Source organism: Nitratireductor arenosus, assembly GCF_009742725.1.
GTDB classification, from domain to species: domain Bacteria; phylum Pseudomonadota; class Alphaproteobacteria; order Rhizobiales; family Rhizobiaceae; genus Mangrovimarina; species Mangrovimarina arenosa.
Window position 1 is genome coordinate 865,165 of record NZ_WPHG01000002.1, and the last position, 19,866, is coordinate 885,030.

General features: G+C 64.8%; 17 protein-coding genes. 12 read left to right on the forward strand and 5 right to left on the reverse strand.

Annotated elements, in window-relative coordinates:
- Positions 1-5: 5 nt before the first annotated feature.
- Positions 6-3,506, forward strand: a complete 3,501-nt coding sequence (gene mfd, locus GN330_RS11190) for a transcription-repair coupling factor (RefSeq protein WP_156712725.1) — start codon at positions 6-8, stop codon at positions 3,504-3,506.
- Between the two features lie 25 nt (positions 3,507-3,531).
- Here the strand turns inward: mfd and GN330_RS11195 are convergent, their stop codons facing one another.
- Both GN330_RS11195 and GN330_RS11200 read right to left on the reverse strand, forming a co-directional pair.
- Entirely contained in the window at positions 3,532-4,212 is a 681-nt protein-coding gene (locus tag GN330_RS11195; RefSeq protein WP_156712726.1) for a DsbA family oxidoreductase, read from the reverse strand.
- Positions 4,213-4,231: 19 nt separating this feature from the next.
- Positions 4,232-6,037, reverse strand: a complete 1,806-nt coding sequence (locus GN330_RS11200; protein ID WP_156712727.1) for an extracellular solute-binding protein — start codon at positions 6,035-6,037, stop codon at positions 4,232-4,234.
- Between the two features lie 247 nt (positions 6,038-6,284).
- On the opposite strand from GN330_RS11200, the gene GN330_RS11205 reads away from it, so the two are divergent.
- Positions 6,285-6,920, forward strand: coding sequence for an invasion associated locus B family protein (locus GN330_RS11205; RefSeq protein ID WP_156712728.1), 636 nt, complete (start codon positions 6,285-6,287; stop codon positions 6,918-6,920).
- 98 nt (positions 6,921-7,018) lie between these two features.
- Here GN330_RS11205 and hspQ read toward each other — a convergent pair whose 3' ends face one another.
- Positions 7,019-7,342, reverse strand: a complete 324-nt coding sequence (gene hspQ / locus GN330_RS11210) for a heat shock protein HspQ (RefSeq protein WP_156712934.1) — start codon at positions 7,340-7,342, stop codon at positions 7,019-7,021.
- Between the two features lie 217 nt (positions 7,343-7,559).
- Between hspQ and GN330_RS11215 the strand changes: the two genes are divergently transcribed.
- Complete coding sequence (locus GN330_RS11215) at positions 7,560-8,528, forward strand: AEC family transporter (protein WP_156712729.1); 969 nt, start codon at positions 7,560-7,562, stop codon at positions 8,526-8,528.
- Here the strand turns inward: GN330_RS11215 and GN330_RS11220 are convergent.
- A complete protein-coding gene (locus tag GN330_RS11220; RefSeq protein ID WP_156712730.1) occupies positions 8,477-9,709 on the reverse strand; it encodes a UbiH/UbiF family hydroxylase in 1,233 nt (410 codons plus the stop codon). The genes GN330_RS11215 and GN330_RS11220 overlap by 52 nt on opposite strands.
- A 131-nt stretch (positions 9,710-9,840) precedes the next feature.
- On the opposite strand from GN330_RS11220, the gene GN330_RS11225 reads away from it, so the two are divergent.
- From GN330_RS11225 to GN330_RS11265, 9 genes are all read left to right on the forward strand, one after another.
- On the forward strand, positions 9,841-10,746 hold the full coding sequence (locus tag GN330_RS11225) for a DUF2182 domain-containing protein (RefSeq protein ID WP_246188617.1): 906 nt from the start codon (positions 9,841-9,843) through the stop codon (positions 10,744-10,746).
- 11 nt (positions 10,747-10,757) lie between these two features.
- Positions 10,758-11,372: a DUF1326 domain-containing protein gene (locus GN330_RS11230; protein WP_156712732.1), complete on the forward strand. Its 615-nt coding sequence runs from the start codon at positions 10,758-10,760 to the stop codon at positions 11,370-11,372.
- Positions 11,345-12,100, forward strand: a complete 756-nt coding sequence (gene pcsA, locus GN330_RS11235) for a phosphatidylcholine synthase (RefSeq protein ID WP_281349412.1) — start codon at positions 11,345-11,347, stop codon at positions 12,098-12,100. The genes GN330_RS11230 and pcsA overlap by 28 nt, the downstream gene beginning before the upstream one ends.
- Entirely contained in the window at positions 12,093-13,070 is a 978-nt protein-coding gene (locus GN330_RS11240; RefSeq protein ID WP_156712733.1) for a quinone oxidoreductase family protein, read from the forward strand. Before pcsA ends, GN330_RS11240 begins: the two co-directional genes overlap by 8 nt.
- A gap of 117 nt (positions 13,071-13,187) precedes the next feature.
- Positions 13,188-14,762 carry an ABC transporter ATP-binding protein gene (locus GN330_RS11245; protein ID WP_343040557.1) on the forward strand — a complete coding sequence of 525 codons (1,575 nt, stop codon included), beginning with the start codon at positions 13,188-13,190 and terminating at the stop codon, positions 14,760-14,762.
- Positions 14,762-15,880, forward strand: a complete 1,119-nt coding sequence (locus GN330_RS11250) for an ABC transporter permease (RefSeq protein WP_156712734.1) — start codon at positions 14,762-14,764, stop codon at positions 15,878-15,880. The genes GN330_RS11245 and GN330_RS11250 overlap by 1 nt, the downstream gene beginning before the upstream one ends.
- Positions 15,867-16,841, forward strand: coding sequence for an ABC transporter permease (locus GN330_RS11255; RefSeq protein WP_156712735.1), 975 nt, complete (start codon positions 15,867-15,869; stop codon positions 16,839-16,841). The genes GN330_RS11250 and GN330_RS11255 overlap by 14 nt, the downstream gene beginning before the upstream one ends.
- Before the next feature lie 63 nt (positions 16,842-16,904).
- Positions 16,905-17,981 (forward strand): BMP family ABC transporter substrate-binding protein, encoded by a 1,077-nt coding sequence (locus GN330_RS11260; protein WP_156712736.1) that lies wholly within the window; start codon positions 16,905-16,907, stop codon positions 17,979-17,981.
- A 133-nt stretch (positions 17,982-18,114) separates the two neighbouring features.
- Positions 18,115-18,756 carry a glutathione S-transferase family protein gene (locus GN330_RS11265; protein ID WP_156712737.1) on the forward strand — a complete coding sequence of 214 codons (642 nt, stop codon included), beginning with the start codon at positions 18,115-18,117 and terminating at the stop codon, positions 18,754-18,756.
- A gap of 25 nt (positions 18,757-18,781) precedes the next feature.
- Here GN330_RS11265 and GN330_RS11270 read toward each other — a convergent pair whose 3' ends face one another.
- On the reverse strand, positions 18,782-19,420 hold the full coding sequence (locus GN330_RS11270; protein WP_156712738.1) for a glutathione S-transferase family protein: 639 nt from the start codon (positions 19,418-19,420) through the stop codon (positions 18,782-18,784).
- Positions 19,421-19,866 lie beyond the last annotated feature (446 nt).

The window sequence follows — 19,866 nt, forward strand, 5'->3', positions numbered from 1 at the left end:
ACACCATGACGCTGCTTCCCACACTCGGCCTGAAACCGGGACGTGCCGGTCATGTGACTGTCGCCGGGGTCGCCGACGGTTTCGAGGCCTTCGTGCTTTCGCGCATCGTCGCCGAAGCGGGGGGCGGTCGGCCATTGCTGTTCGTCGCCCGCGACGGCCAGCGGCTGCCTGCGATCCGCGACGCGCTCGCCTTTGCCGCGCCCGACCTGCCGGTGCTGGAACTGCCGGCCTGGGACTGCCTGCCTTATGACCGGGTGTCGCCGGGCGCCGATGCGGCCGCACGCCGTCTCGACGCGCTAGCGGCGATGATCGCGCTGAAAAAGGCGCCGCACCGGGCGGTGATCCTGGCCACTGTCAATGCCGTCTTGCAGCGCATCCCGCCGGCCGAAACGCTGGAGGCACGGCTGTTTGCGGCCAGGCCCGGCAACCAGGTCGACATGCAGGCGCTGATCGACCGGCTGCAGACCAGCGGCTTCGAGCGCGTCGGCACGGTGCGCGACGTCGCCGAATACGCGGTGCGCGGCGGCATTGTCGATCTTTACGCGCCGGGCGCGCCCGAGCCGCTCCGGCTCGATTTTTTCGGCGACACGCTGGAATCGATTCGCGCCTTCGATCCGGCCACGCAGCGCACCACCAGCCAGCGCGCCGAGATGGTGCTGCAGCCGGCGAGCGAGGTCACGCTGACGCCCGAGGCGATCAGCCGCTTTCGCCGCGCCTATATCGAGGCTTTCGGCGCGCCGTCGCGCGACGACGCGCTTTACGCCGCGATCAGCGAAGGCCGGCGTTTCGCCGGCATGGAACATTGGCTGGCCTTTTTCCACGAAAGGCTGGAGACGGTGTTCGACTATCTGCCCGAGGGTCCGGTGGTGTTCGACGCGCTCGCCCATGACGCGCTGACGGAGCGCCGCAGCGTGATCGTCGATCATTACGAGGCGCGGCGCAACCAGGCCGACGGCGGCAGGCTCGCCGATTCGACCCCCTACAAACCTGCGCCGCCCGACCTGCTCTATCTGACGGCCGAGGAGATCGCGGCCGCCGGCGCCGAACGATTGGTCTGCGACCTGACCCCGTTCGACACGCCCGAATCGGCCGGCCGCCGGATCGTCAACGCGCATTCCAAGGCCGGGCGCACCTTCGCCGCCGAACGCGCCGACCCCTCGGCCAATGTGTTCGATCACGCGGTGCGCCATATCGCCGGTCTCAGAAGCGCCGGCCGGCGCGTGCTGGTCGCCGGCTGGACCGAAGGCTCGCTCGACCGGCTCGGCCAGATCCTGGGCGAGCACGGGCTCGGCGGCCTGACCCGGGTGCAAAACCTTGCCGAGGCGGCAAAGCTGTCTGGCGGCGAGGCGGGGGCGGCCGTGCTGCCGATCGAGACCGGGTTCGAGGCCGAGGGTTTCGCGCTGGTTTCGGAACAGGACATTCTCGGCGACCGGCTGGTGCGCCGCTCGAAGCGCAAGCGCAACGCCGACTTCATCACCGAATTGTCGGCGATCTCGTCGGGTGACATTGTCGTGCACGCCGATCACGGTATCGGCCGTTTCATCGGTCTGAAGACGATCGAGGCGGCGGGCGCCCCGCACGACTGCCTGGAAATCCACTATGCGGGCGACGGCCGGCTGTTCCTGCCGGTGGAAAACATCGACCTTCTGTCGCGCTACGGCTCGGACGCGGCCGATACGCCGCTCGACCGGCTTGGCGGCGGCAACTGGCAGGCGCGCAAGGCCAAGCTGAAGAAAAAGCTTTTGGAGATGGCCGGGCAACTGATCCGGATCGCGGCCGAGCGCGAAATGCGCGGCGCGCCGGCGGTCCGCCCGCCCGATGGCCTTTACGGCGAGTTCGCCGCCCGTTTCCCCTATGAGGAGACCGAGGACCAGCAAAACGCCATCGACGCGGTGATGGGCGATCTCGGCGCCGGGCGGCCGATGGACCGACTGGTGTGCGGCGATGTCGGCTTCGGCAAGACCGAAGTCGCGCTACGCGCGGCCTTCCTGGCCGCCATGGAAGGGCTCCAGGTCGCCGTGGTGGTGCCGACCACGCTTTTGGCGCGCCAGCATTTCAAGACATTTTCGGAACGTTTCAGCGGTCTTCCGATCCGGCTGCGCCAGGCCTCGCGCCTGGTCGGCGCAAAAGACCTCGCCGAGACCAAGAAGGGGCTGGCCGACGGCACGGTCGACATCGTCGTCGGCACCCATGCGCTGCTCGGGGCCTCGGTACATTTCAAAAATCTCGGCCTGTTGATCATCGACGAGGAGCAGCATTTCGGCGTCAAGCACAAGGAGCGGCTCAAGGACCTTAAATCCGACGTGCATGTGTTGACCCTGTCGGCGACCCCGATCCCGCGCACGCTGCAGCTCGCGCTGACGGGGGTGCGCGAACTCTCGCTGATCGCTACGCCGCCGGTCGACCGGATGGCGGTGCGCACCTTCATCTCGCCCTTCGATCCCCTGGTGGTGCGCGAGACGCTGCTGCGCGAACGTTATCGCGGCGGACAGAGTTTCTATGTCGTGCCGCGCATCAGCGATCTTGCCGAAATCTCTGAATTCCTGCGTGAATCCGTGCCGGAATTGAAGGTCGCGACCGCGCATGGGCAATTGCCGCCCGGCCAGCTCGACGACATCATGAACGCCTTTTACGACGGCAAGTACGACGTGCTGTTGTCGACCACGATCGTGGAATCGGGCCTCGACATTCCGACCGCCAACACGCTGATCGTACACCGGGCCGACATGTTCGGGCTGGCCCAGCTCTACCAGCTGCGCGGCCGGGTCGGCCGTTCCAAGGTGCGCGCCTACGCGCTGTTCACCCTGCCGGCAAACCGTACGCTGACGGCCAATGCCGACCGGCGGCTGAAGGTGCTGCAATCGCTTGATACGCTCGGCGCCGGCTTTCAGCTCGCCAGCCACGATCTCGACATTCGCGGCGCCGGCAATCTTCTGGGCGAGGAACAGTCGGGCCACATCAAGGAGGTCGGCTTCGAGCTCTATCAGCAGATGCTGGAGGAGGCGGTGGCCGAATTGCGCGGCTCTGGCGAGACGGCCGATACTGGCTGGTCGCCGCAGATCACGGTCGGCACCGCCGTGATGATCCCGGAAGACTACGTGCCCGACCTGCAGCTTCGCCTGGCGCTCTATCGGCGGCTGGCCGAACTGGAAACGACCGAGGAGATCGACGCGTTCGGGGCCGAGTTGATCGACCGGTTCGGGCCGCTGCCGGTCGAGGTGCAGCACCTCTTGAAGATCGTCTATATCAAGGCGCTGTGCCGGCGCGCCAACGTGGCCAAGCTCGATGCCGGGCCGAAAGGCGTGGTCGTCCAGTTCCGCGACAACGTGTTTGCCGACCCGGCCGGGCTCGTGCGCTTCATCGCCGAGCAGGGGTCGCTGGCCAAGATCCGCTCCGACCACTCGGTGGTCTTGTCGCGCGACTGGCCGACGGCCGAAAAGCGGCTGGCGGGCGCGGCCGTGGTGATGACGCAATTGTCGCGGCTGGCCGACAAGGCGGCCGCCTGACGGGCGGACCGGCCGCCGGCGTGCCTTATGACGCGGCTTCCAGCTCGCCGCGCGCCTTCATCGCCGCCACCTGGCGGATCGCGTCGGCCAGCGTGGCAGGGTCCTGCGCGCCCATGACGGCGTATTTGTTTTCAATCAGGAAACACGGCACACCGCGGACGCCCATGCGCTGGGCGGTCTCGATCTCGTTGCGCACCGCGTCGCGGTCGGCGTCGGTGGCAAGCAGGGTTTCGGCGAGCGCGGCGTCCAGACCCGCCTCGGTCGCCGCCTCGATCAGCACCGCGCGGTCGCCAACATCCTTGCCGTCCTCGAAATAGGCCTTGAACAACAACCCGACGAGCCGGGTCTGGGCATCGGAACCGACCGTCTGGGCCCATCGTATCAGCCGGTGCGCGTCGAGCGTGTTGGGCGAAACGGCGATCGCGCCGAGATCGAAGGCGATGCCTTCCTGCGCGCCGGCGGCCTTCACCGCCTTGTGCGCCTCGGCGAGCTTTTCGCCGCTGCCGAACTTGGCCAGCATATAGGCCTTGCGGTCGTGACCCTCGGCCGGAATGGTCGGGTCGAGCTGATAAGGACGCCAGCGCAGGTCGACGGCGACGTCGCCGACCTCCTCCAGCGCCCGTTCGAGCCGCTTCTTGCCGATATAGCACCAGGGGCACACGACGTCGGAGACGACGTCGACCTGGACCGTCTGGGGTTCGCTCATGCCGATCTCCTGTTTGCCCCTATTTTGGGGCGCTCCACCAGCTTTGCAACTGGTAGCCGTAGAGCGGCGCCGCATCGGGATGCCGGATATGGTTCCAGCGCGCCACCCATTTGTCGTCGCGGTGATAAAGCGGCACGACATAAAAGCCGCTCAAAAGCACCCGGTCATAGGCGCGAACGGCGTCGATGAAGGCGTCGCGCTCGCGCGCGTTGAGCAGGGCGTCGATCATGGCGTCGATCGCCGGATCGGCGGCGCCGGCGAAATTCCACGATCCCTGCGCGTCACGCGAGCCGGAGCCCCAGCGACCGATCTGCTCGACACCGGGCGACAGCGAGGAGGGATAACGATGCAGGATCACGTCGTAATCATGGGTCAGAAGCCGCTGCTGGTATTGCGCGGCGTCGACCGAGCGCAGGCTTGCCTTGACGCCGAGCCGCGCGAGCGTGCGTTGCCAGGCAAGCGCCAGTTCCTGGCCACCCTTGGCCTTGAGCATGATTTCGAAGGCGAGCGGCGTCCCGTCGGCGCCAACCAGGCTGTCGCCGCGCATTTCATAACCGGCGGCCTTGAGCGCATCGAAGCCGCGGCGCAGGAAAGCGCGATCGCGCCCGCTTCCATCCGAAACCGGCGGCTCCCACGTGCCTTGCAGGATCTCGGGACTAACGGCGTCGGGGAAGGGGGCGAGCAGCGCCTTTTCGGCATCGGTCGCCGGATTGCCGCTGGAGGACAGTTCCGAGCCGTCGAAATAGCTTTTGGTGCGTTTGTAGGCGCCCGAGAACAGATTTCGATTGGCCCATTCGAAATCGAACAATCCGGCGAGCGCCTCGCGCAGCCTGGGATTGGCAAAGACGTCGCGGCGCGTGTTCATGACGAAGCCGTACATGCCCGAGGGCAGGCCGCCGTCGAAACTGTCCTTGACGATGTCGCCGCCCGTCACCGCGGGAAAATCGTAGTCGCCGGTCCAGCGGTTGGAGTTGTTTTCGACATGGACGTCGATCAAGCCCTTCTTGAAGGCCTCGAACAGCGCGTTGTCGTCGCGGAAATAGTTGACGCGGATCTGGTCGTAATTGTCGAAGCCGCGCTTGGAGGGAATGTCCCTGGCCCAGTAGTCGGGGTTGCGGTCGAGCACCAGCAATTCGCCCGGCCTGACCGTTCCGATCGTGTAGGGGCCGGAGCCGATCATCGGTTTCAGCGTCGACTTGTCGAAACTGTCCGCGTCGGTTGCGTGCTCGGGCAGGACCGGCATCAGGCCGATGATCAGCGGCAGTTCGCGGTCGCCTTCGCCAAATGTGAAACGCACCGTGCGCTCGTCGCGCCTTTCCATTGTCGCGATCTTGTCGACGGTGCGCTTATAGCGCGGAAAACCCTTGTCGCGCAGCAGTTTGAAGGTGAAGATAACGTCGTCGGCCGTCACCCGCTCGCCGTCGGAAAATCGCGCCCGTGCGTCGAGCGTGAATTCGACGAAGGTCCGCTCGGCGTCGGTCTCGACCGATTCGGCGATCAGCGGATAAAGCGTGAACGGCTCGTCATAGGAGCGCTGCATCAGGCTTTCGAAGACGTTGTAGCCGAATTCCAGGTCGAGCGTGCCGCGCGCGGCCGAGCCCTGGATGATGAACGGGTTGAGGCTGTCGAACGAGCCTTGCACCGCATAGTCGACCGTGCCGCCCTTGGGCGCGTCGGGGTTGACGTAGGAAAAATGCTGAAAATCCGGTGGCAGGGCCGGTTCGCCATGCATGGCGATGGCGTGGCGCGGTTCGGCGGCGGCGGCCAGACAGGCGGCCGCGAGGCTGGCGGCGATGCCGATCGACAGACATAGAAGACGTTTCATGGCGTTCCGGCGTGGTGACAAGGGATCGATTCGTGTCGACCCTAGCATGTTCGCCCTCCATGTCCGTACCGCGGCAAATCACCACGAAATGGACGCGGATGGCTGGATTCGCGGGCGGTGGCGGTGTAACACGGCGCGGAAACGCGCAATGGCCGCCCGGACGCGCGAAGCCATCCTGTCGCCGCATTTGGCGAACAGGTAGCGCAGGACGAGCCGGAACCGGAACACTCGAAAGGATCACAACGGAATGAAGATGAACCGCACCAGCGCGAAACGCACAGCAGTGCTGGCGGTCGCCGCGGCGGGTTTCCTCGCTGCCAACGCCATCCCGGTCTTAGCCCAGCAGGCGCAGCAGCCGCAGATTCCGCGCGGCTGGTTCAAGGCCTGCTCCAAGCAGGAAGACGTCGATATCTGCAATGTGCAGAACATCGTTCTGGCCGATTCCGGCCAGCTCATCACCGGCGTCAGCCTGATCGAGATCAAGGGCAAGGTGAACCGCAACGTGTTCCAGGTGACGGTGCCGACCGGGCGCCTGATGGCGCCGGGCGTTGGCCTGCAGGTCGACGGCGGCAAGGCGCAGAAGGTCAATTACGCGGTCTGCCTGCCGGATCGCTGCGTGGCCGAGGTGCCGCTGACCGATTCGATCATCGCCTCCTTCAAGAAAGGCGGCGAACTGACCCTGACCTCGGTGAATTTCCAGAACAAGCCGAACCCAATCAAGGTTTCGCTGCAGGGCTTCACCGACGCTTTCGACGGACCGCCTTTGCAGCAGTCCGATATCGAGGAGCGACAGAAGAAGCTGCAGGACTTCGTGTCCAAGAACAACGAGGATTTCGCCAAGAAGCTCAAGGAAGAGCAGGAAAAGGCGAAGGCCAGCGAATAAACCGGGTCCCCGAGATCGCGGACAATGACGAAAAAGCGGGGCTCGGCCCCGCTTTTTTCATGTCCTGTCGTGTTTTTTTCGACAAGCCGGTCGCCGGTTCAGTGCATCGCCGCGGCCTTGGGTTCGTAGCGCCCGTCCGGGGTCTTGTCGAACAACTCGCCGATCTGGGGATGGCGTACAGGCTCGCCGGACGTGTCGGGAACCAGGTTCTGCTCCGACACATAGGCAATGTATTCCGTCTCCTCGTTTTCGGCGAGGAGATGATAGAAGGGCTGGTCCTTGGGCGGCCGGATATCCTCCGGAATCGCCTGGTACCATTCCTCGGTGTTGTCGAATTCGGGATCGACGTCGAAGATCACGCCCCGGAACGGAAAAATCCGGTGGCTGACCACCTGGCCGATCTGGAATTTCGCTTTTCTCATGTCAGTCATAATAGCTACCGCCCACGGTCCTATTTGGCGCAGCAGCGACCTCAGTTCAATAGCGCCGCGGCCTGGCGGGAAGGCGACGAGCCGCAACTGTCGTTGATCGTCCAGGCGGTTTTCTCCTTGCCGGACCGAAAAAACCATTCCATCAAACCGCATCGATTTAAGAATGAGCGGCTCCGGCCGCCAAGGCTTGTAACCGGACCGCGCTCTGATGGCAGACATATTCGGCCTCGTTCTTCCCTTCTTCGGCCTGATCTTCCTCGGCTATTTCGTCGCCCGGGTCGTTCGCCAGCCGCTCGACGCGCTCGGCTGGATGAACATCTTCATCATCTATGTCGCGCTGCCGGCGCTTTTCTTCCAGCTTTTGAGCCGCACGCCGATCGAAAAACTCACCGAATGGAGCTTCATTTTCGCGGCCGTGTTTTCAACCTACGTCGTGTTCGCGCTGATGTTCGTGATGTCGGTGATCGTCTCGCGCGGCGAGATCGCGGCAAGCACGGTCAAGGGCCTGGCCGCCGCCTACGGCAATATCGGCTATATGGGGCCGGGCATCGCGCTGCTGGCCTTTGGCGAGCAGGCGGCGGTTCCGGTCGCGTTGATCTTCTGTTTCGAAAACATCATGCATTTCGCGATCACGCCGATGATGATGGCGCTCGCCGGCGACGATCGCCGCAAGCCCGGCGCGGTGGCGCTCGATGTCGTGCGCCGGATCGCGCTGCATCCCTTCATCATCGCGACGGCTGTCGGGGTGGCGGCGGCGGCACTCTCCTTCGCGCCGCCGGCGCCGGTGGCGCGATTGCTGGAGATGCTGGCGCGCGCGGCCGCGCCTTGCGCGCTGTTTGCCATGGGCGTCACGCTCGCGTTGCGACCGCTGAAACGGGTCCCGCGCGAGCTCGCCCCGATCGCCGTCCTGAAACTCGTGCTGCACCCGCTGGTGTGTTACGTGGTTTTGAGCGCCGTCGGCGATTTCGACCCGATCTGGGTGTGGACGGCGGTGCTGCTTGCCGGCCTGCCGACGGCCACCAACGTGTTCGTCATCGCCCAGCAATACGGTGTCTGGGTCGAGCGGGCCTCGGCCAGCGTTTTGATCACCACGATCCTGTCCGTCGCCACGGTGACCGCGCTTCTTTACCTGGTCAAGTCCGGCCTGCTGCCGCCGGACCTGTTTCCGGGCGGCTGAAAGAGCCGCGAAAAGCCGCTGCCCGGTTCCATGCCCTCGCGCATGAAGAAGGCGCGCAGCGGGGCGATCGCCGACAGCAGGCCGAGGCCGGCCGTGCGTGCGACCTGGGCGGGAAGGAAGGCCGACAGCAATGAGGCGTTGAGCGCGTTGACGGCGGCCGTGCGTGCGGCGATGTCGGGCCGGCGCCGTGCCGAATAGCGCGCCAGCGCCTGGCGGGAACCGGGATCGCCGGCGTGCGCGCCAGCCACCGCGACCAGGTCGCGCACGTCGCGAATGCCCAGATTGAGCCCCTGGGCGCCGATGGGCGGGAACACGTGCGCGGCTTCGCCCACCAGCGCGATCCGGTTGTCGGCGAAGCGCGCGGGCAGGGCGGCCGACAGAGGGTAGATCTGGCGTCCCGGTTCGACGCTGACGCGTCCGAGCATCGATTGCATCTTATCCTCGATCAGGGCGGCAATCTCGGCGTCGGGCAGCGCCGAGAGCCGTTCGGCTTCCTGTGGTCGCACCACCCACACCAGGCTCGAGCGACGGCCGGGCAGGGGAACCTGGGTGAACGGACCGGTTTCGGTGTGAAATTCGGTCGAGGTGAAAGCGTGCTCGCGGCTGTGGGAAAAATTCAGCACCAGCGCCGCCTGCCGATAGCGATGCTGCAGGGCGCGGATGCCGGCAGCCTCGCGCGCGGCCGAATTGCGCCCGTCGGCGGCGACCGCCAGCCGGCCGTCAACGGTCGCGCCATTATCGAGCTGCGCCGCGATGCCGTCCGGGCCTGGCTGCCACGCACCGACCAGCGCGGTGATCCACTTAATGCTGTCGTGCGCCGTTACCGCGGCCGCCAGCTCACGGTTGAGCACGACGTTGGGGATATTGTAGCCGAACGCGTCCTCGCCGATCTCGGAAGCGCGGAAAGTGACGGGCCGGCCGCGCACCAGGCGCCCGGTCGCGTCGACGATGCGCATCGTCTTCAGCGGCGCGGCGTCGGCGCGCAGACGCTCGCCGACGCCCAGCCCGCTAAGAAAATCCAGCGAAGGCGCCATCAGCGCGGTCGTGCGCCGGTCGTCCTCGCGCGCCGGCGGCCCGACGAGTTGCACGTCAAAGCCGACCTGCGCCAGTGCCAGCGCGGCAATCAGGCCGACCGGCCCGGTGCCGGCGACGATGATCGGTGTCGAGCTTTGCCTGTCCATGGCCCGGACTCCCTGGTTTCGCCCACATAACCGCCATGGCGGCGGCATGCATCTGGTGCGATGTCGACCCATCCTATATGGCAGGGCCGCGCCTGCGATCAATCGGACCGAATGCCCCAGGGAGCTTTCTTTTGGTCGACTGCAACGACGATTTTTCCAATCTCGACGGCGCCGGCCGCGCCGTCGCGGCGCTGGCCCGCCAACCAAGAGCGCCCGTCTATGCGGCGCTGTTGCTGCTGATTTTGGTTTCGTGGGCCGTGCTCGGCGTGATGGCGATCGAACTGGCGCGGGTGTCCGCGCCGGATGCGGCCGGTCCGGGGGCGGCTGTGCTGGGCTGGCTGCCACAAGTCGACTGGCCCGCCGGCCTTGCCTGGTTCGTGCAATTATGCGCCCAGCCGGTTGAGGCGGGCGCCGGCCGGGCAGGAAGATTTTCAGCGTTGGCGGCAATGTGGTTCTTGATGTCGCTTGCGATGATGCTGCCTTCGGCCGCGCCGATGATGCGCACCTATTGCGAGATCGCCGACACGGCGCGGGCCGGCGCAAAGGCGGTGGTTCATCCGGCGGTACTGCTTGCCGGCTATCTCGCGGTATGGCTGGCGGCCGCCGTGGGTTTCGCGGGCCTGACCGTGATCGTGTCGTTTTCCTCGCCGCAGGCCGGGCTTGCTCCAATGCGCGGCGTCGCCGGCGCCACCGCGCTGGCGATCGCGGGACTTTATCAGTTCTCCGGCCTCAAGGACGCCTGTCTGACGCGGTGCCGCGACCCGTTCGCAACGCTGTTTGCGCGCTGGAGCGACCAGCCGACGGCGATCTTTCGTCTCGGGCTTGCCCAGGGCGTGTGGTGCCTCGGCTGCTGCTGGGCGCTGATGCTGGTGATGTTTGCCGTCGGTATCATGAACCCGTTTTGGATGGCGCTGCTGGCCGTCTTCGCGCTTGTTGAAAAACAGGCGACAGGTCGGAAATTCCAGCGCGTTTCCGGTGCGATACTGCTTGTCTGGTCGGGAGCGCTGCTTGTAGTGTCGCTGAAAGGCGGAGGATGACGGCAAGGCCGATGGCGGATCAAAGCTGGACCTTGAAGGGCGAACTGGTGCTGTCGTGCAACTGCACGGTGTTTTGTCCCTGCGTGCTGTCGCTGGGCTATCATCCGCCGACCGAAGGTTATTGCCAGACCTGGGCCGGCTTCCGCATCGACGCCGGCCATTTCGGCGATGTCGACCTGTCTGGCCTCAATCTCGGCCTGGTGATGGAGATCCCCGGCTATATGAGCCGCGGCAACTGGACGGCGGGACTGTTCGTCGACGAGCGCGCCTCGATCTACGCGCAAAAGGCGATCGGCAAGATATTTTCCGGCAAGGCCGGCGGCACCACAGCGCTGCTGTCGATCCTGGTCGGCAATTTCCTCGGCATCGAGCGCGTGCCGATCAGTTATGCCGTCGAGAACAAGACGCGCATTTTCCAGATCCCAAACATCATCGACGGGGCGATCACGCCGATCCGCGGCAAGGATCGCGACAACGACACCGTCATCGCCAATTCCGAATACTGGATCGCGCCCGAGATCACGGTGGCCCGGTCGGACAAGAGCCGTATGCGCGCCTTCGGTCGCAACTGGAATTTTGCCGGCCGCTCGGCCGAAGTCTGCAAGCTCGATTGGCGTGGCCCGTGAAGAAAAAGAAGGTTACCTGGCCGCAGGCGCGCGCCTTTTCGGTTCATCTGTTGACGGCGTCAGGTTCGTTCCTGGCGTTTTTGTCGCTGGTCGCGGCCAGCGAGCAGCGCTGGACCGCCATGTTCTGGTGGCTCGGTCTGGCGCTGTTGGTCGACGGCATTGACGGGCCGATCGCCCGCAAGCTCGAGGTCAAGGAGATACTGCCGACCTGGTCCGGCGACATGCTCGACAACATCATCGACTATGTCACCTACGTGCTGATCCCGGCTTTCGCTCTCTATCAGCGCGGCTTCATGGGCGAGGGGCTGTCCTTCCTGTCGGCGGCGATCATCGTCGTTTCGAGCGCGATTTATTACGCCGACACCGGCATCAAGACCAAGGAGAACTTCTTCAAGGGCTTTCCGGTGGTCTGGAACATGATCGTGTTCACCCTGTTCGTGATCGAACCCGGCGAATGGGCCTCCTTCGCGGTCGTGGTGATCTCCGGCATCCTGACCTTCGTGCCGATGAATTTCCTTCATCCAGTTCGCGTGAGGCGGCTGCGCAAGATCAATCTGCCGGTCTTCCTGGCCTGGTGTTTTTTCGGCGCCGTGGCGTTGTTGCAGGCCATGCAGGCCCAGTTATGGGTCCAACTCGGCATCGCGGCCACCGGCGTCTATCTGTTTTTCATCGGTGGGCTCATGCAGCTTTTTCCGAAACTCGGCGCGGGGGAGCTGAAAAATGCCTAAAGCGATCGTGATCCGCGCCCATGGCGGACCGCAGGTGCTGTCATATGAAGACGTCGCGACGGCCGAGCCCGGCAAGGGTGAGGTGCGGGTGCGCAACCGTGCCGTGGGCCTGAATTTCATCGACGTCTATTTCCGCACCGGCCTTTATCCGGCCCCCAATGGTTTGCCGTTCACGCCGGGCAATGAAGGCGCCGGCGAAGTCATCGCCGTCGGCGAGGGTGTGGAAAACCTGCAACCGGGCGACCGGGTCGCCTATGCCGGCACGCTCGGCGCCTATGCCGAGGAGCGACTGATCGCGGCCGACCGGCTGGTCAGGACGCCAGAGGCGATATCCGACGAGCAGGCGGCTGCGATGATGCTGAAGGGCATGACGGCGGAATACCTCCTGCGCCGCACCTTCAAGGTGAAGCCGGGCGACACCATCCTTTACCACGCGGCGGCAGGCGGCGTCGGCCTGATCGTAGGGCAATGGGCCAAGCATCTGGGCGCGACGGTGATCGGCACGGCGAGCACGCCGGAAAAGATCGCACTGGCGTTGGCGCATGGCTACGATCACGTCATCGATTACTCGAAAGAGGATTTCGTCGCGCGGGTGCGGGAGATCACCGGCGGGCGGATGTGCGACGTGGTCTACGATTCGGTCGGCAAGGACACGTTTCCCGCCTCGCTCGATTGCCTGCGGCCAATGGGCATGTTCGTCAGCTTCGGCCAATCGTCGGGGCCGATTCCCTCGTTCAACCTTGCGATACTTTCACAAAAGGGATCGTTGTTTGCGACCCGGCCGACATTGTTCACCTATGTCGCCGAGCGCGCGAACCTTGAATCGGCGGCGGCAAACCTGTTTTCGGTCGTGGCCGGCGGCGCGGTAAAAATCGAGATCAATCAACGTTATGCCCTGGCCGATGCGGCCAAGGCGCATGCCGACCTTGAAGGCCGCAAGACGACGGGCACCAGTATTCTGCTGCCGTGATTTCGGATTGCGCTTGAATTGTTGAAGCAGTTTCAAGGCGCAAAACACTTTGCGTGAGGCGAGAGGCGCGCCTACGATCGAAGCTGGGAACAAAAGAACACATCAAGGGGAATTCTTGTGACGGGTGATCACGCTCGGCTGGGCGAAGCCCTTCTCGACGTCCGCGGTCTCACCAAGATATTCGGGACCCTGCGCGCTTGCGACGGCGTCGACCTGACGATCTCGAAAGGTGAAATCCACGCGCTTCTCGGCGAAAACGGCGCCGGCAAATCGACGCTGGTAAAAATGCTGTTCGGCTCTCTGGAGCCGAATGCGGGCGAAATCCTGTGGCGGGGAAAGCCCGTGCGCATAACCAGCCCGAACGCCGCGCGCCAGCTCGGCATCGGCATGGTGTTCCAGCATTTTTCGCTGTTCGAGGCGTTGACGGCGGCCGAAAACATCGCCCTGTCGCTAGCCTCCGACACGCCGATCTCCACCATCGCGGCCAAGGCCCAGGCCTTGTCGCACAGCTATGGTCTGCCGCTCGACCCCTATGCGCTGGTGGGCGACCTGTCGGTGGGCGAGCGCCAGCGCATCGAAATCATCCGGTGCCTGTTGCAGACGCCGGACCTGATCATCCTCGACGAGCCGACCTCGGTGCTGACCCCGCAGGAGGCCGACCGGTTGTTCGAGACGCTGGAGCGGCTGCGCGGCGAGGGCAAGTCGATCCTCTATATCTCCCACCGCCTGGAGGAAGTGAAACGCATGTGCGACCGCGCCACCGTGCTGCGACACGGCAAGGTGGTCGGCCATTGCGATCCGCAACAGGAGACGGCCGCCTCGCTGGCGCGCATGATGGTGGGCGCGGAGGTTCACGAGATCGTCCGCGAGCCGGCTGAGGGCGCCGACGCGGCCGCCGTGCTCTTGGAGGTCGACCATCTCGACCGGGCGCCGGCGACGCCGTTTTCGATCCCGTTGCGCGACGTTTCGCTGTCGGTGCGGGCGGGCGAGGTGATCGGAATCGCCGGCGTGGCCGGCAACGGCCAGGGCGAATTCTTCGAGGCGATCTCCGGCGAGGCGACCCAGGCGCGCGCCGACACGGTGCGCATACGCGGCGAAAATGTCGGGCTGCTTGGCATCTCCGGGCGGCGCCTCAAGGGCGCGGCCTTCGTGCCGGAGGAACGGCTCGGCCATGGCGCTGCGCCGGCGATGACCTTGTCGGAAAACCTGCTTCTGTCCCGGCACACCACCGACGGCAACGTCTTCGTGGGCCGCGCCGGCACGGTGCAGACCGGTGCGCTGGCCACGGCGGCACGGCGTATCAACGAGGTGATGGACGTGCGCAAGAACGCCGAGGATCCGGCCGCCTCGGCGCTATCGGGCGGCAACCTGCAGAAATTCATCATCGGCCGCGAGCTCGACCGCAAGCCGGCGGTGATGATCGTCAACCAGCCAACCTGGGGCGTGGATGCGGGGGCGGCGGCGCATATCCGCCAGGCGCTGATCGAGCTGGCGCGGGCCGGTTCGGCGGTGCTGGTCATCAGCCAGGACCTCGATGAGCTTTTCGAGATATCGGACGCGATCGCTGTCATGCACAATGGCGAATTGTCCAAGCCGATACCGATCGCAGACGCCACGTTCGAAAAGATCGGCCTTTTGATGGGCGGCGCGGAACCCGGTCACGTCCCGCATGCGCGGATGGAGGTGGCGTGATGCGGATCGAACTCGTCAGACGATCGCAGCAATCGGTGCTGTTTTCGGCGCTGTCGCCGTTCATCGCTTTCGGCCTGATGGTTGTCGCCGGCGCGGTCATCTTCCTTGTGCTCGGCAAGAATCCGGTCACCGGGCTCCACGCCTATTTTGTCCAGCCGCTCACCGAAATCTGGTCGCTGCACGAACTCGCCATCAAGGCGGCTCCGCTGATCCTGATCGCTGTCGGGCTAAGCGTGTGCTTTTTGTCCAACAACTGGAACATCGGCGCGGAAGGCCAGTTCACGATCGGCGCCATCACCGGCGCGGCGCTGCCGCTCTATTTTCCCGACATGCACAACGTGGCCGTATTGCCGCTGATGCTGGTGTTCGGCGCGGCCGGCGGCGCGCTCTACGCCGCCATTCCGGCCTTGTTGAAGGCCCGTTTCAACACCAACGAGATCCTGACCTCGCTGATGCTGGTCTATGTCGCCCAGCTTATCCTGGACTGGCTCGTCAGAGGTCCCTGGCGCGATCCGGCGGCGATGAGCTTTCCGCAGGCGCCGGCCTTCCATTCCTGGGCGGTCATTCCGGAGCTGCTGCCGGCCTCCGGGCGCGCCAATTGGGGCATCGTGTTCGCGCTCGTTGCTGCCTTCGCCGTCTGGTTCATGCTGGCCAGGACGCTGAAGGGGTTCGAGGTCAAGGTGGTCGGCCAGAGCCCGCGTGCGGGCGCCTTTGGCGGGTTTTCGACCGCCCGAACCATCGTCTTTGCCTTCCTCGTTTCCGGCGCGCTCGCCGGCCTGGCCGGGATCACCGAGGTCTCCGGGGCGATCGGCCGGTTGCAGCCGCAAATATCTCCCGGCTACGGCTTCGCCGCCATCATCGTCGCCTTTCTCGGGCGGCTGAACCCGCTCGGCATCGTCGCCGCCGGCCTCGTGCTGGCGCTGTCTTATCTCGGCGGCGAGGCGGCCCAGATCGAAATCGGCGTGACCGACAAGACGGTGCGCGCCTTCCAGGGCATGCTTTTGTTCTTCGTGCTCGCCTGCGACACGCTGATCCACTACCGGATCCGCCTCGTCCGACCTGTCCCGGCGGCCTCCGCCGAACCGCTTTCCACGGAGGCCGCACATGGGCATCGCTGAAGCCATTTTGCTGACTATCGCTACGGCGGCGACGCCGCTGCTGCTGGCGGCGATCGGCGAACTCGTCGTGGAACGGTCCGGCGTTCTCAATCTGGGCGTCGAGGGCATGATGCTGATGGGGGCTGTGGCCGGGTTCGGGATGGCGCTGACCACCGGCCAACCCTGGCTCGGCATTTTGGCCGGCGCGCTTGCCGGCACGCTGTTTTCGCTGCTGTTCGGGTTTCTGGCGCTCACCTTGGTGACCAACCAGGTGGCGACCGGGCTGGCCTTGACCCTGCTTGGCATCGGCCTATCGGGCATGATCGGCGAGGCGTTTGTCGGCCAGCCGGGCGTCAAGCTCGGCGCGCTCGACATTCCGGTCCTGTCGGAGCTGCCGTTGGTTGGCCGGCTTTTATTCGGCCAGGATCCGATGTTTTACATCTCGCTGCTTCTGACCGGCGGAGTGATGTGGTTCCTGTTTCGCACCCGCGCCGGGCTGACGCTGCGCTCGGTCGGCGACAGCCATTCCTCCGCCCACGCGCTCGGCATCAAGGTGGTGGCGATCCGATATCTGGCGGTGATGTTCGGCGGCGCCTGCGCCGGGCTCGCCGGGGCGCAGCTCTCGCTGGTCTACACCACGCAATGGATCGAAAACATGACCGCCGGCCGCGGCTGGATCGCACTGGCGCTGGTGGTGTTTGCCTCCTGGCGGCCGTGGCGGGTGCTTGCCGGCGCCTATCTGTTCGGCGCGATCACCATCGCCCAGCTTCACATCCAGGCGACCAATCTGAGCGATCTGGCGTCCTGGCCGGCGCCGGTCCACTGGCTGGCCGAGCTCGTCAAGTCGATCCCATCGCAGTTTCTTTCCGCGCTGCCCTATCTGGCCACGGTGGTCGTACTTGTTCTAATCTCGCGCAACAGGCGATTGACGATGATGAACACACCGGCTTCACTGGGCAGACCCTTCGTGCCGGACCGCTGACACCGCAAAACGGCACCAAGACGGAAACGTCCTCCAGAGGATCCAACAGAGAGGTATCCAGTGATGAGAAAAGTACTGCTTGCACTGACGGCTTCGGCGGCGATGCTCGTCGCCACTGGCGCCATGGCCCAGGACAAGACCAAGGCCTGCTTCATCTATGTCGGCCCGATCGGTGATTTCGGCTGGTCTTATCAGCACCATCAGGGCGCGCTCGAGATGCAGGAGAAGCTCGGCGGCGAGGACAAGGTCGAGATCGCCTATCTGGAAAGCGTGCCGGAAGGTGCTGACGCCGAACGCGCCATCGAGCGTTTCGCGCGCTCCGGCTGCGACATCGTTTTCACCACCTCGTTCGGCTATATGGACGCCACCAACAAGGTGGCGGGCAAGTTTGCCGACGTGAAGTTCGAGCATGCAACGGGCTTCAAGCGCGAGCATCCCAACGTCGCGACCTACAATTCCAAGTTCCATGAGGGTCGCTACGTCCAGGGCGTGATCGCCGCCAGCCTGTCGAAGAAAGGCGTTGCCGGTTACATCGCCTCCTTCCCGATCCCCGAGGTGGTGATGGGCATCAACGCTTTCGTGCTCGGCGCGCAGTCGGTCAATCCCGACTTCAAGGTCAAGGTCGTGTGGGCCAATACCTGGTTCGATCCCGGCAAGGAGGCCGACGCGGCCAAGGTGCTGATCGACCAGGGCGTCGACATCGTTACCCAGCACACCGATTCCACCGCGCCGATGCAGGTCGCCGCCGAACGCGGCATCAAGGCCTTCGGCCAGGCCTCCGACATGATCAAGTTCGGCCCGGAGACGCAGCTCACCTCGATTATCGACGATTGGGGCCCGTATTACATCGAGCGCGTCAAGGCGGTGATGGACGGCACCTGGGAACAGCACGACGTCTGGCACGGCATGGCCGAGGGCCATGTCGTCATGGCGCCCTACACCAATATGCCCGATGAGGTGAAGAAGGCGGCCGAGGATACCGAAGCCAAGATCAAGTCCGGCGCGTTCGACCCGTTCACCGGGCCGATCATGAAGCAGGACGGCAGCGAATGGCTCAAGGAGGGCGAGGTTGCCGAGGAAGGGGTGCTTTTGGGCATGAACTTCTACGTCAAGGGCGTGGACGACAAGCTGCCTCAGTAACGAAGCCTCGACGTCGTGATTGAGAAGGGCGCCTGCGGGCGCCCTTTTTCGTGTCGATCCGCAGCCGCTCCTGACAGTCTGTTGTCAGCAGCGGTCTGTTAGGTGAGACCCATTCAACACGAGGACGAACTCCATGCTCACCTTCCACCACGCCCCCTGGTCGCGCTCCTCTTCCATTCTCTGGCTCCTGGAGGAACTCGGCGTCGACTACCGGATAGAGATCGTCGACGTTCGCGGCGAGGATGGCGCACCCGAATCCTATCGCGCGATCCATCCCCACAAGAAGGTGCCGGCGATCGACCACGACAACACGATCGTGACTGAACGCGCGGCGATCTCGATCTATCTCGGCGACGTCTTCGCCGAGGCGGGGCTGGCGCCCGCGATCGGCGACCCGCGCCGCGCGACCTATCTGAAATGGCTGGTCTATGCCGATTCTGTGTTCGACCCGGCAGTCGCCGCACGTGTCCACGGGCTTGTGTATGGCAGCAACGACTATTCCTTCGGCACGTTCGACGACATGGTCAACCATGTCGACCGCCATCTGTCGCAGAACGATTATGTCTGCGGCGACGATTTCACCGCCGCCGATATCCAGCTCGGCGCGGCCATCGGATATACGATGGACATGATGAAGGTTCTGCCCGAGCGGCCGGCTTTCCGGGCCTACCTCGCGCGGACCGGCGCGCGCCCGGCGGCGAAAGCCGCGGCGGCAAAGGACCAGGAGATGGCGATGCGGATCCCGTTCTTCCAAAAACAGTTCGCCGAGCGGTAGATGACGCGTTCGGTTTCGGCAAGTCTCAGTCCGACGCGGCGAAATGCGCCATCTGATCGGCGTGCGCCTTGATGAAGGACGGGCGCGCGGTGGCGCGCGCGACATAGGCGCGGCAGGCGGGATGTTTCTCCAGCCTGTCGAACCGGTCGACAAGACGCAGCACATCCGCCATCACTATGTCGGCGATGGAAAAATCGCCGGCCAGCCATTCGCGTCCCGCCAGCACCGGCTCCAGATGCTGCAGACGGGCCTCCAGGAATTCGTCCAACTGCTTCCAACCCGGCGTGTCCCCGGTGAAACCGGAAAACACGAATATCGACCAGGGCAGGCTCGCTGCCTCGACGGAATTGAGCGCGGCGAACAGCCATTGCACCGCCTCGCTGCGGGCGCGCGGATCGGCGGGCAGCAGCGCGTCGCTGCGCGCGCCCAGATGAAGCAGGATCGCGCCGCTCTCGAAGATCGACAAATCGCCATCGGTCAACCACGGCACCTGGCCGAACGGTTGGTGCGAAAAATGCTCGGCCTTGCGCTCGCCAAAGGACACGCTGTCGACGCGATAGGGCAGGCCGGCCTCTTCCAGCGCCCAGCGTACGCGTATGTCGCGCACATAACCGCGCGGCGTTTCGGGGACCCAATCGAAAGTGGTCAGGACCAGTTCGGCCATTCGGCATCTCCATTTTTCAAGGGCCGACCTATGGCAATTTTCAGGCACGGCAACAAGAGAGCCGGCTCGACGGACGCGGCAGGCTCGGCTCTGCCGAGTTGAGGAAGAAAGCTGTGTGGAGCCGTTCCTCCTTAATTGGGAGCGGTCTGACGGAATGGATTTTTCGGTCAGGCAAGGAAAAATCCGCAGCGCGATATGACAATCGGGCGAGGGTTTCGACACGGGCCAGCCCCTGCAAACTATCGACAACCCGTTCTCCACGGGGGTGGCGCCTATATTCTGGGTACAAGCCGTCGCCCATGTCTCCGGGCCGGACCCAGGCGGGATTTGGCCGGCCGAAAACGGTGACGCGGAGAACTACGGCTAGGCGACAGCCCTCAACGACCCTCCCGAATCGAGTGACGCTTGAATTGCAGGCATCGGCGTGCGCCCGCATCGCTGCGAGC